This window comes from Shewanella alkalitolerans (assembly GCF_019457575.1).
GTDB lineage: Bacteria > Pseudomonadota > Gammaproteobacteria > Enterobacterales > Shewanellaceae > Shewanella > Shewanella loihica.
This window is the reverse complement of the sequence record NZ_CP080422.1, coordinates 813,031-824,507: the sequence shown is the minus strand read 5'-3', so window position 1 is coordinate 824,507 and position 11,477 is coordinate 813,031. Positions and strand designations below refer to the sequence as shown.

Below are 11,477 nucleotides of genomic sequence, written 5' to 3'. Positions count from 1 at the left end.
ATTCTTATTAACTTTTTACTTGCAGAGCAACAAACTAACCGAAAGCGCCGCCGATGAAAAGGGCAAACGCTTTCGGTGTCTCTTGTTTAGCGCCGTGAGTTAAAGACCAGGCTTAGACGCTGCGAGTCGCCATGGCCGGCGAGATGTTCGCCGCCTTGCGCGCCGGCAGTACCACGGCCACTGTGGTCACCAGCATCATGCCTACTACCGTCATTAGCGGGTAGAGCAGGTTGAGCTGCGGCAGATCATAGTACTTCATCAGCTGCTGCCCCAGCAGCACCGCCAGGCTGGCCCCTAATATCCCACCCGAGAGACAGATGAGGTAGTTCTCCACCAGGAAGAGGCTGAGGATATCCCCCTTGGTCGCGCCCAGGGCGCGGCGAGTACCTATCTGCTTGGTGCGGCGCTGGATGTTGAACATCACCATACCGGTCAGACCCAGGCTAGTGATCAGCAGCAGCAGGACCACCATCATGGAAAGCACGGTTATCATCAGCTCATGATCTCGGTAGGAGCGCTTCTTCACCTCGGCGACAGACTGAAAATCGTCGATCACCCGGTTAGGATTCTCCTTCATCAAGGCCTTAGTGATGGCATCTTGCAGCGCCTTGTGCTGGCCGGGCTCCGCACGCACCATGTAGGTATAACCCGCAAAATCGACGTTATGGATCACACTGTATTCCAAATCGTCGCTGTCGACCCAGGCGCCCTGGAACTTCTCCACCACGCCTATCACCTCTAGCTGCTCGTCATCGATATAGAGTAGCTTGCCGATGGCCGACTCTCCCGGCCATACCGCCTCACCAAACGCCTTGGAGATGATCGCCAGCTTACCGGGATCGTTGACGCTCTTATTGATCTCATCGGCGTAGAAGTTACGCCCCTCGACGAGCTTGAGCCCAAGCGTCTTAACCGTATGCTCTGTGCCCAGGTACATGGCAAACTGTGGCGTCGACTTGGCCGTCTCAGGATCTGGCCCCAGGTTAAGGGCACTCGACCAACCACTGCCGCTCAGGGGCAACATGTTAGTGGAGGTGGCCGCCTGCACGTTAGGCAAACCGCGCAGGATCTGCTGATCTATCTTGTTCTGCTGCTCGATATCTATGCTGGGATCGAAGTTAAACACACTGAAGGTCAACACCTCCTCTTCGGCAATCCCAGAGTCACGCTGCATCATCTCGAGACGCTCATGGATGATGAAACTGGCGTTGGCAACTATGGCCACCGACAGGATAATCTGCACCAGCAGCAATACCGGGCCACTCTTACTGCGGAGCAAACTGCTAAAAATTGGTTTAATGTTAAGCATTTTCAATCCCTTATTGGCTCTTCAAGTAGACGCTTGGTTTAGTGCGGCACACCACCCAGGCAGGATAGAGTCCGGCCAGCAGCGCGGTACCCACGGCGATGGTGGGGGTGATCAACCACATACTCATGGAGAGATGGGTCAGTCCCTCGGCGACGCCGAAGCGTGCCGACAGGGCATAGAGGGCGCCCCAGGCCCACAAGAGTCCCACCAGGCCACCAAACAGGCCGATGACCCCTACTTCCACCATGTACTGAGAGAAGATCTGTGCCCGGCTGGCGCCGATGGCTCGTCTGACACCCACCTCGGGCGCACGCTTGAGAAACTTGGTCAGCATCAGGCCAAGGATGTTCACCAGACAGACGCTGAGGAACAAGGCGCTCAGTCCCACCAGAATCTTGTTATCTTCAGGCACCACATGGCTGCGCTCCAACCAGTCGGCGACGTCAGACATGAGCACTGAATCCACAGGTGACTTGTTATCGGTGAAACGGCCCAGCTCCTTCTGCTGCTCTACATAGTTGGCCAGATAGCTCTTGTAGGCGGCGCGATCTTCACTCGTCGGCAGATAGGTCCAGTACTCCAACCACACCTTCTCCGAATTCAACCTGTCCTGATAGTTGTTCATCGGCTCATGTTTCCAACCCGACGAGTTGCCCCAGACGCTAAACTCCTCGTTTGCCGCCAGCGAAAATGGAATATAGATCTGCTCCGATTTGGCGAAGGCGCCACTAGTCGGATCGTAATACTTAGGCTGAGGATTCCAGTCGCCGATCACACCCACCACCTGATAGGGCTTACGGTTGAGGTAGATGGTCTTGCCGACGCTATTCTCGCCGCCAAACAGCTTCTGGTTTAACTTCTCGCCGATCACCGCCTGATAGGCAGGGTCGAGATCCACCGCCTTGTCCCAGCGATTGCCATAGACAAAGGGCACCTCAAAAAGCTTAAAGAAGTCGCCATCCGTTACCCTGATGCCCTGCAACCTTGGCAACACCTCAGGATCGTCTGTCTGCACCGCCATGCCGCTACGGAACATGGCCGCCTGGGCCTTAGCCACATTGCCTTTACGCAGGTTCATCGCATCCTGATAGGTGACCAGGCGATGAAAGTCGTCCCAGGAATCCGGGCCCTGTGACCAGAGCTGAATCGCGTTAAGCTGCTCGGAGCGCTCGCCGGCCGGGTTATAGGCCATCATGCTGTAGACGTTCAGCGTAGTGATGGTGATGCCTATTCCCACAGAGATGGCCAGCACCATGAGCAGCGACAGAATCGGCGTCTTGCGTATGCTGCGCCAGGCGAGATCGACGTAATATAGAAACATGCTTGCTCTCCTTAGCTGGCCACTTTTTCGGCCGTATCGACCAGGTGCGACTGACCGCCCTGGTACAGGGTGAAGTCACACACCTGACCGTCGACGATCTGAATGTTGCGCTGGGCGCGGCGCGCCAACTCGGGATCGTGAGTCACCATGATGATGGTGGTGCCCGCCTTGTTGATCTCTTCTAAAAGCTCCATCACCTGACGAGCCATCAGGCTGTCCAAGTTACCTGTTGGCTCGTCGGCGAGGAGAAATCTTGGTTCGCCAGCCAGGGCGCGGGCAATCGCCACACGCTGCTGCTGACCACCGGAAAGTTGTGATGGCAGATGCTTCATACGTGCCCCCAGACCCACTTGCTCCAGCGCGGCCTTCACGCGGCGCTGACGCTCCTTGGCGTTGAAGCCGCGATAGCGCAGCGGCACCTCGACATTCTCCGCCAGGTTAAGGTCTGGGATCAGGTTAAAGCCCTGAAAGATAAAGCCTATCTTCTCGTTGCGAATGGCGGCCGCCTTGTTATCGCTCAGGTTAGAGATGTTGACATCGTCCAGATGATATTCGCCGTTGGTAAAGCCTTCTAGCAGGCCGGCGATGTTGAGAAAGGTCGTCTTACCCGAGCCAGACGGCCCGGTGACGGCGACAAACTCACCTTCCTTAACCTCGAGATTGAAATCCCGTAACGCATGGGTTTCCACCAAATCCGTTTTAAACACCTTGTTGATATTTTTCATCGTTAACATGGGTTGTATCCTTTGTTTTTGTATCGCGTTATTCAGTTTGCTATTACACCTATGCCCGGACTAACTAGGACAATCGGGCCAATAACCATTGAGTTAAATCACCGCCAACTCTGGCGACGTCGGGAAGTTGGTTACTATCGACCGGCTGCCCGTGCATGCCGGTCGCTTCTAATATGTTGAGCCCGAGCAGAAACCAATCTGAGGCATCCTGGGTATAGACCTGAGTCGCCACCAGCAGGAGCAGTAAGGCCAGTCCTGCGACCACTCGTTCTGGATGCAGCTTTATCATCAGGGTCTTCATCGCTTAGCTCCTTAGCGGATCAATACTTGTTCGGCGTTCTTAAAGGCGTCGGTGGATGAGATGATCCACTGATCGCCAACCTCGCCGCCCGAGACCACCTCTATGTGGCTCATGCTGCGGGCACCCAGTTGGATCTCGGTGCGCTCGGCCAGGTCGTTCTTGACGGCATAGACCAGGGTGCCGCCGCCACTGTTGACGAAGGGACCACGCTTGACCATGAGCACGTCGGGACGGTTTTCCAATAGGACGCGGGCCGACAGACGCTGGTTCTGACGCAGGTGCAGGGCAGCTTGCTGCTCGAAGCGCACTCGGGTAGTCACCTCACGGTTACGCACCTCGGGAGAGATGGCCGACAGCTTACCCATCACCAGCTGGCCACCGAAGTTAAGCTCGACATCCATGCCAATCCCCAGCTCGTCGGCGTAGGATTCTGGCACCGCCAGCTCGGCCTCGAAGGCGCTGAGATCCACTACTGTCAATATGGGCTGGCTCTGACCGATACGGGCCTTCTGCTCCGTCAGCCAGTTACCTATGATGCCGCCGACGGGAGCCGTGATATTCAGCGCCGCCACCTGGCGTTCAAGCTCGGCGACCACCAGGGCCTGACGATCCACCTCTGAGGCCTTATTTTTCAGCTCAAAACTCAAGGTATCTTTCATCAGCTCGGCTTCCTGCTGGGCGTGGGCGTAGAGCAGTTTGGCCTTGTGCAGCTCATCCTTGCTCTTCTCATAATCTATCTTAGAGATCAGGCTGGACTCGATCAGCTGGTCGCCACGGCGACTCTCGCGATCCGCCGCCTCGAGATCTACCTTGGCCATGTCCAGGGTCTGTATCGCCTTGAGCTGATCGCGACGGGCATCGAGACGGGCACGCTCCAGGCTGCTCTGCATCCCTTCCAGCAGCGCCTGCTGCTGCTTGAGGTTGTTGGTCAGGCTGTGGCTCTCTATGGTGGCGACCACCTGGCCCTGCTCCACCTTGTCACCCGGGTTGGCGATTAAGGTTACCGTGCCCTTCTCTGGGGCGTAGAGGATAGGGGCGTTGGCGGCGACTATCTTGCCGGTAGAGGCGATATCACGCACTAAGGTGCCGCGTTCCAGAGTGGCAAAACGCAGCTCGCTACGGTCGATAGACTCGCTCACGCTGCTGCCACTGACGCTGGCCCACACCAGACCAGAAACCAGGAGAACGCCTGCGCCGATAGTGACAGGCCATTTGATGCGACGTCCCAGGCTGGGGGCAACTTGCTTATCTTGTGCGCTGGTATCTTTAATCATTGTTTATCCCTAACAGTGTCCGTTACTCGACCGAGTCGATTTCTGCCCATTAGGATTACAATTGCCGTGCCAACTTTTATATTCACTAATTTTCAATGATTTAGATGAAGATGTCCGCTAGACCTCCCATGAAAGTGTCCGCGGACACCCGCAAAAGTGTCCGGTCATTTTCCCCGAGTGTCCGCATATGAGGAAAGCCGGACAGATGAGAAAGTACGGACATAGGAGAAAGCCGGGTAGAGCGTTAAAACGCTTGGAAGATTAGCGAGCTAGTAAGCGTCGGCCCCAACCACTGAGGGTAAAGGGCTGCGCTCATGGCAAACCCACTGAATGGGCATTAAGGAAGGAGTTAAAACGCCCGGGCGAAGATGGCGAAGGCGGCGATAATGGCCACGAACCAGGAAAGCGAACGCAAGGTGCTCTTATCCAGCAGGTAGAGGAGATGATAGGCACATCTTGCCAGCACATGCACAAGGGCTAACAGACCAACTGTGTCGTCGACCTTGTCCCGTGCGATCACGGTCAGCGCCGCCACGGCGAAGATCAGCAGGGACTCGAAGGCGTTCTGATGTGCTGCCAAGGCGCGGGCGCCGAAGCCGGTCAGCTGAGCCTGCTGGCTTCTGGGATAGGCGTTGTCATAGCCGCCCTGCTTGGCCATCGCCATGGCCACGGGCACCTTGGCCAAGTAGGGAAGCAACATGGCAAAGAGTAGGCAGGCCAGTAGCATAGTCATCATTTATCTCCTTATTATTTAGCGCATTGTTTTAGCTTTAGTTTTAGTTTGTGTTTATCTCGCCTTGTCCAAGGCCTTACACAAAGATTCAACCCCTAAGATGGCCCTTGGGGTCGCCCGATGCAAGAGGTCGGCATCCAGTTGATAGATGTGGCGCTGCTTCACCGCCGGGATCTCCTGCCAGGCAGACCAGTCGATGCCGCGCACATTACCCTCGTCCTGACTCTGCAATATCACCTGAGGTTGCTTTAGCAGCACAGCCTCCAGGCTCACCTGGGGATACTCGTTGCCCGCGTCGCTAAACACATTCTCGCCGTGGCAGACCTGGATGATCTGCTCTATCCAACTACCCTCGGCCACCGTCATCAGGGGCACTGACCAGAGCTGATAGAAGACCCGCACCGGCGCCTTGGCCCGGTTCTCCTTGCTGAGCGCCTTTAGGCCTATAAGGTACTGCTCGGCCACTCGCTCCGCTTCGCGCTCCTTGCCGGTCAGCTTGCCCAGCGCCAGCAGATCGTCTGCCACCGCCTCCAACGTCTTAGGGTCGCTGTCATAGATGGGATAACCCAGCTGAGTCAGGCGCTCGATATCCTCGCGCTTGTTGCCGCCGCCCCAGATGACAATCAGATCCGGGTCGAGCTCGATAACTTTCTCTATCTGTATGCCGTAGTAGCCGCCGATCCGCGGGATAGCCTTGGCCGCATCGGGAAAATCGGCATGATCTGTGGTCGCAACCACACTCTCCCCCGCCCCGATACTAAACAGCATCTCCACCCCATGGGGCGACAGGGCGATGATCCGCTTCGCCGGCGCCGCCTTAAGCCCAGGCACACACAGCAACAAGGCCAACAACAGCCACAGCTTAACCCTTATCTTCATCTATTCATTTTCCCTTTATTAATATCTATCCAGCCGATCACCGCAGGAGAATTTCAATCTGTTTGCTTCTGTGGCTAAGCCCGCGCAGACAATACCGCCACAGGAGCAAACAGGCAGAAATCTAAATTGCGTCATGAAGCCCATATCCTTCATTTCAAACTGTTTGATTCTGTGGCTAAGCCGTCCAGCTGGCTCAGCCCATGAGCATACATGAGTATGTGATTGGGTGAGCCGGCGCAGACAATACCGCCACAGGAGCAAACAGGCAGAAATCAGTAGTCAAAGCCAAGCTGGGCTTTAACGCCGCTCTCAAATGCATGCTTTATGGGCTGCACCTCGCTCACCGTATCCGCAAGCTCCAAAATCGCCCGATGACAGGCACGCCCCGTGACGATCACATGCTGCATGGACGGACGATTCTTAAGTGCCGTCAGCACCCTGTCCAGATCCAGATAGTGATAGCTCACCATGTAGGTGAGTTCGTCCAGCAGCACTATGTCTATGGTGTCATCCTTAAGCAAAGTCTCGGCCGCCTCCCAGGCGCTCAGCGCCGCCAGGGTATCCTTCTCTCTGTCCTGGGTCTCCCAGGTAAAGCCGGTGGCCATCACATGAAACTCGACCCCCACCTTCTCCAGCACGGCGCGCTCGCCGCAGGGCCAGTTGCCCTTGATAAATTGCACCACGGCCGCCTTCTTGCCATGACCGACGGCGCGGGTGATGTTGCCAAAACCCGCCGTGGTCTTGCCCTTGCCGTTGCCCGTCATCACCAGCAGCACGCCCTTCTCTGTCTGGGCCTTGGCGATCTTGGCGTCCACCGCCTCCTTCACCTTCTGCTGGCGCGCCTTATGACGCTCGGCCTTATGATTTTCCGCTTGGTTTTCCGCCTGCTTGTCCACGCTCATCTTCTCTCCTTTAATTATTCTTGTTTGGGCGCCTTAGTGGCGTCTCGGCGAGGATGGCGCTCAGCCTCGCCATGTCCAGATGCTCGGCCAGGGTATCGGCCAGGCGGTCTAACTGTGCCTGTTTGATCGCCTCGGGATCGACGGCGGCCGCGTTGCTGAGCCCGGCCCAGCCAAGGAGCAGCGCACAGGCCTCAGGGCTGTCGAACAGACCATGCAGATAGCTGCCCAGGATCTGGCCATCATGGGACAGGCAGCCCTCGTTAAACCGATTACCCTCGTCACTCGTCAGGGTGAGGGGCTTGGTCGCCTTAGATAACAGCGTGGAGCGGCCACAGTGGATCTCATAGCCTGCTATGCTTGCACTATCACCCGCCAGTTTTATCGTGCCTGTCACCTTAGCCAGACGCTTGTTAGGGGTCAGCTCTGTGACTATGGGCAGCAGCCCCAGGCCATCGCTGTCGCCGGCCTCGCCCTCGACCCCTTGGGGATCTTCGATGGCCAGCCCCAACATCTGATAACCACCACAGATGCCGATCACCTTGCCGCCATATCTCAGGTGGCGCTTAAGGGCGCGATCCCAGCCCTGTTCGACCATGGTGGCCAGGTCCTGCCGCACACTCTTGCTGCCGGGCAGTATGATGAGATCGGCATCAATTGCCTGACCGTCGTAGGCCTCGTTTACCTGCTGATAGCGAAAGTCGATATCCGGATGCAGCCTGAGAGGATCGAAATCTGTGTGATTGCTGATGCGGGGAAAGACCAGCACCAAGACCCGAAAGCGGGTGTTGCCACTGCTCACCTGGCGGGCATCCAGGGCGTCCTCGGCCTCCAGATGCAGATCGTTAAGATAGGGCAAGACGCCCAGCACTGGCTTGTCTATCCTGGCCTCGAGCCAATCCAGGCCAGGCTTAAGCAGGGAGATGTCACCTCGAAAACGATTGATCACCACGCCCTTGACTCTGGCCTGCTCCGATGCAGACAGCAGCGCCAGGGTGCCGACGATATGGGCGAACACCCCGCCCTTGTCGATGTCGGCGATCAGGATCACCGGGCAGTCCACCGCCTCGGCGAAGCCCATGTTGGCGATATCCCCCTCGCGCAGGTTGATCTCCGCCGGGCTGCCCGCCCCTTCCACCAAGATCAGCTCATACTGCCGCTCCAGGCGTGACAGCGAGTCCAGCACAGCCGCCATCGCCTTGGTGCGATACCCCTGGCTGTCTTTGCCAAAATAGGTCTGGGCCTCCATGTGGGACAGGGCCTTGCCCTGCACTATCACCTGGGAGCTGGTGTCCGAGTTGGGTTTAAGCAGTATGGGGTTGAAGTCTGTGTGGGGCGCAAGGTAACAGGCCTCGGCCTGCAGCGCCTGGGCGCGGCCTATCTCACCGCCGTCAAGGGTCACCGCGCTATTGAGCGCCATGTTTTGCGGCTTGAAGGGCGCCACCCTGCGCCCCTCACGGGCGAAGTAGCGGCACAGGCCCGCCACCAGGGTGCTCTTACCCGCATCCGAAGTGGTGCCCTGCACCATCAAGATATTGCCAGCAGCCTCTTGATTGCTATTGCCCTGCTCGCCCTGTTTGCTCGGATTGCACTGATTACTTAAGTTATCTGGTGTCATTGGCTTCTCTTCCTATTCCTTGGCGCCCTGGCTCGTCTCATCCTTGAGGATCAGCGGCAGACCGGCGGTGACCAAGACCACCTGCTGGGCTCGCTGAGCTATCGCCTGATGCAGCCAACCCGCCTCGTCGACGAAGCGGCGACTCAAGGGGTCGGCCGGTACCACGCCGCAGCCCACCTCATTGCTGATCAGCACGACAGCCCCGGGCGCAGTTTCCAGGGCGCGCAGCAGCGCCGCCCTGGCGAGCGGCCAGTCATCGCCCTCGAGTAACTGATTGGTGAGCCAGAGGGTGAGGCAATCGACTAAGATCACTCGTTTCTCCCTGGCGTGAGTTTCGATACAAGCACTCAAGTGTAGCGGACACTCCAGGGTCTGCCAGGACAAACCATCCTCACGGCGCTCATCCTGGTGGCGGGCGATGCGCGCGCGCATCTCCTCATCCAGCCCCTGGGCGGTGGCCACAAACAGGCACTCATAACCCCTTGCCACATAATCGGCCACCAGGGAAAGGCCATGGCGAGACTTGCCACTGCGAGCGCCGCCTAGAACCAGGTGCATCATAGGCTGATCACCAGGATAAACAGGTAACAGAGCAGCTCGATCACTTGCTGGGTGGCCCCCAACACATCGCCTGTATAGCCGCCAATCTGACGGCGATAACTGCGTACCAGCAGTTGGCGCGCCGCCAGCAACACCAGACAGAGGGAGAGCGCCGAGGCGATACCGCTGAGCCAGAGGGTGAGGATGCCCGTCAGCAGCAAAATGCCCAGCTCATTTGGGGTCTGCGACTGGGCCAGGGGCTTGCTCTTGCTGCTGTCGTCATCGCGTACATAGGTCTCGGTGAAGATTAAGGAGGCCGCCACCATACGGCTCAGACAGTGGCCCACCACTAAGGCTGCCATCACAAGATCGCCATCGAACAGGGCAATTTCACTGAGCAGCACAAATTTGAACAGCAGGCTCATCACCAGGGCGAGCACGCCATAGGTGCCAACCCGCGAGTCTTTCATTATGGTGAGCTTATCCTGCACCTGCCAGCCACCACCGAATCCGTCGGCGGTATCCGCCAGGCCATCTTCGTGAAAGCCGCCGGTGAGCAGTAGCCCGGCCAGCATGGCGAGTAAGATGGCGACGCTGATAGGCAATACCTGAGTCGCCAGGCTATAGACCAGGGCGCAGAGGCCACCGACAAGCACGCCGACCAAGGCGAAGTAACGGCTGGCCTGATTGAGCCTCTCATTGTCGACCTTCACCCAGGTCGGCATGGGGATCCGGGTAAAGAAGCCCATGGCGATAAAAAACAGGTTTAACTCTCTGGCAAACATCTTCGCGCTTTCCCTTTTGGTTCCTTAGATTGCTATTGCCGCTAAATCGAAATGCCCATCTCTTCGAGGGAGGCCATCTCGTTGTAAAACTTGGCCGCCGCCTGCACCAGGGGCACCGCCAGCGCCGCCCCGGTTCCCTCACCAAGACGCAGTCCGAGGGACAAGAGCGGCTGGGCATTGAGATGCTCCAGCATCAGTTTGTGGCCGCGCTCGCCAGACTCGTGGGCGAAGATCATATAGTCCCGGGCGTGGGGCGCGATAGTCACCGCCGCCAGCGCCGCCGCCGTGGCGATGAAGCCGTCGATCAGCACCAGCATCTTCAGCTCCGCCGCCGCCAGTATGGCGCCCGTCATCTGCACTATCTCGAAGCCACCCAGGCAGGCCAGCACGCCATAGGGGTCGTCAAGTTGCTCGCGGTGCAGATGCAGCGCCTGCTCCACCAGCAGCTGTTTGCGTGCCAAGGTGGCGGCATCTATGCCTGTGCCCCGACCAACACACTCGGCCGCCTCGCACCCCATCAGCGCCGCCATGATGGCCGCCGCCGAGCTGGTGTTGCCTATGCCCATCTCGCCGAAGGCGATCAGGTTACAGCCGCGGCCGTGATGCAGCGCGACCCGCTCCCTGGCCATGGCGAAGCCCTGCTTGACCGCCCCCAGGGTCATGGCGGGCTCGCGATGAATCGCACCTGTGCCGGCCCCCAGCCTGTGGTTGATAAGCTTAGGCTGATCATGAATCTCCTGGGCGATGCCGCAGTCGATCACCTCCATGGTGATCCCCCCCTGGGCACAGAACAGATTGATGGCCGCGCCGCCCTTGAGGAAATTCATCACCATCTGGGTAGTCACCTCGCTAGGCGCGATGGAGACGCCGGAGGCGGCGATGCCGTGATCGCCGGCAAACACCAAGAGGGTTGGTTTGGTTATCTGCGGCTTGTCTGGACCCAGCACCCTGGCGATAGTCATCGCCAGGGTCTCGAGCGCGCCGAGGGCGCCCAGTGGCTTGGTCTTAGTGTCTATCTTCTGCTGGATCTTGGCATCGAACTCGCTACTTACCACAGTGACTTCAAACATACTGGTACCTCATA

12 protein-coding genes are annotated in these 11,477 nt (G+C 58.1%); all 12 read right to left on the bottom strand.

Annotation, left to right across the window (positions count from 1 at the left end):
• Window positions 1–112 precede the first annotated feature (112 nt).
• Window positions 113–1,309: an ABC transporter permease gene (locus K0J45_RS03705; RefSeq protein ID WP_220044299.1), complete on the bottom strand. Its 1,197-nt coding sequence runs from the start codon at window positions 1,307–1,309 to the stop codon at window positions 113–115.
• Between the two features lie 10 nt (window positions 1,310–1,319).
• Window positions 1,320–2,630: an ABC transporter permease gene (locus K0J45_RS03700; RefSeq protein WP_220044298.1), complete on the bottom strand. Its 1,311-nt coding sequence runs from the start codon at window positions 2,628–2,630 to the stop codon at window positions 1,320–1,322.
• 11 nt (window positions 2,631–2,641) lie between these two features.
• Window positions 2,642–3,364, bottom strand: coding sequence for an ABC transporter ATP-binding protein (locus K0J45_RS03695; RefSeq protein WP_011864529.1), 723 nt, complete (start codon window positions 3,362–3,364; stop codon window positions 2,642–2,644).
• A gap of 64 nt (window positions 3,365–3,428) precedes the next feature.
• Window positions 3,429–3,665, bottom strand: coding sequence for a hypothetical protein (locus K0J45_RS03690; RefSeq protein WP_220044297.1), 237 nt, complete (start codon window positions 3,663–3,665; stop codon window positions 3,429–3,431).
• An 11-nt stretch (window positions 3,666–3,676) separates the two neighbouring features.
• Window positions 3,677–4,939, bottom strand: a complete 1,263-nt coding sequence (locus tag K0J45_RS03685) for an efflux RND transporter periplasmic adaptor subunit (protein WP_011864527.1) — start codon at window positions 4,937–4,939, stop codon at window positions 3,677–3,679.
• 349 nt (window positions 4,940–5,288) lie between these two features.
• Window positions 5,289–5,672, bottom strand: a complete 384-nt coding sequence (locus K0J45_RS03680) for an MAPEG family protein (protein WP_041406383.1) — start codon at window positions 5,670–5,672, stop codon at window positions 5,289–5,291.
• A 54-nt stretch (window positions 5,673–5,726) separates the two neighbouring features.
• Entirely contained in the window at window positions 5,727–6,551 is an 825-nt protein-coding gene (locus tag K0J45_RS03675; RefSeq protein ID WP_220044295.1) for a cobalamin-binding protein, read from the bottom strand.
• A 272-nt stretch (window positions 6,552–6,823) separates the two neighbouring features.
• A complete protein-coding gene (gene cobO, locus K0J45_RS03670; protein ID WP_220044294.1) occupies window positions 6,824–7,453 on the bottom strand; it encodes a cob(I)yrinic acid a,c-diamide adenosyltransferase in 630 nt (209 codons plus the stop codon).
• A gap of 10 nt (window positions 7,454–7,463) precedes the next feature.
• Entirely contained in the window at window positions 7,464–9,068 is a 1,605-nt protein-coding gene (locus K0J45_RS03665) for a cobyric acid synthase (protein ID WP_220044293.1), read from the bottom strand.
• Between the two features lie 12 nt (window positions 9,069–9,080).
• The gene (gene cobU / locus K0J45_RS03660; RefSeq protein ID WP_011864522.1) at window positions 9,081–9,629 is read right to left on the bottom strand and encodes a bifunctional adenosylcobinamide kinase/adenosylcobinamide-phosphate guanylyltransferase; all 549 of its coding nucleotides are present in this window, start codon (window positions 9,627–9,629) and stop codon (window positions 9,081–9,083) included.
• Window positions 9,626–10,393 carry an adenosylcobinamide-GDP ribazoletransferase gene (locus tag K0J45_RS03655; RefSeq protein WP_220044292.1) on the bottom strand — a complete coding sequence of 256 codons (768 nt, stop codon included), beginning with the start codon at window positions 10,391–10,393 and terminating at the stop codon, window positions 9,626–9,628. Before K0J45_RS03655 ends, cobU begins: the two co-directional genes overlap by 4 nt.
• 41 nt (window positions 10,394–10,434) lie before the next feature.
• On the bottom strand, window positions 10,435–11,463 hold the full coding sequence (gene cobT, locus K0J45_RS03650; RefSeq protein ID WP_220044291.1) for a nicotinate-nucleotide--dimethylbenzimidazole phosphoribosyltransferase: 1,029 nt from the start codon (window positions 11,461–11,463) through the stop codon (window positions 10,435–10,437).
• Window positions 11,464–11,477 lie beyond the last annotated feature (14 nt).

What these genes read in the sequence shown, in the direction of transcription:
- K0J45_RS03690 (WP_220044297.1), bottom strand. Translation starts at nt 3,665, where the DNA reads ATGAAGACCCTGATGATAAAGCTGCATCCAGAACGAGTGGTCGCAGGA.
- cobO (WP_220044294.1), bottom strand. Translation starts at nt 7,453, where the DNA reads ATGAGCGTGGACAAGCAGGCGGAAAACCAAGCGGAAAATCATAAGGCC.
- K0J45_RS03665 (WP_220044293.1), bottom strand. Translation starts at nt 9,068, where the DNA reads ATGACACCAGATAACTTAAGTAATCAGTGCAATCCGAGCAAACAGGGC.
- K0J45_RS03705 (WP_220044299.1), bottom strand. Translation starts at nt 1,309, where the DNA reads ATGCTTAACATTAAACCAATTTTTAGCAGTTTGCTCCGCAGTAAGAGT.
- K0J45_RS03700 (WP_220044298.1), bottom strand. Translation starts at nt 2,630, where the DNA reads ATGTTTCTATATTACGTCGATCTCGCCTGGCGCAGCATACGCAAGACG.
- K0J45_RS03655 (WP_220044292.1), bottom strand. Translation starts at nt 10,393, where the DNA reads ATGTTTGCCAGAGAGTTAAACCTGTTTTTTATCGCCATGGGCTTCTTT.
- K0J45_RS03680 (WP_041406383.1), bottom strand. Translation starts at nt 5,672, where the DNA reads ATGACTATGCTACTGGCCTGCCTACTCTTTGCCATGTTGCTTCCCTAC.
- K0J45_RS03695 (WP_011864529.1), bottom strand. Translation starts at nt 3,364, where the DNA reads ATGTTAACGATGAAAAATATCAACAAGGTGTTTAAAACGGATTTGGTG.
- K0J45_RS03685 (WP_011864527.1), bottom strand. Translation starts at nt 4,939, where the DNA reads ATGATTAAAGATACCAGCGCACAAGATAAGCAAGTTGCCCCCAGCCTG.
- cobU (WP_011864522.1), bottom strand. Translation starts at nt 9,629, where the DNA reads ATGATGCACCTGGTTCTAGGCGGCGCTCGCAGTGGCAAGTCTCGCCAT.
- cobT (WP_220044291.1), bottom strand. Translation starts at nt 11,463, where the DNA reads ATGTTTGAAGTCACTGTGGTAAGTAGCGAGTTCGATGCCAAGATCCAG.
- K0J45_RS03675 (WP_220044295.1), bottom strand. Translation starts at nt 6,551, where the DNA reads ATGAAGATAAGGGTTAAGCTGTGGCTGTTGTTGGCCTTGTTGCTGTGT.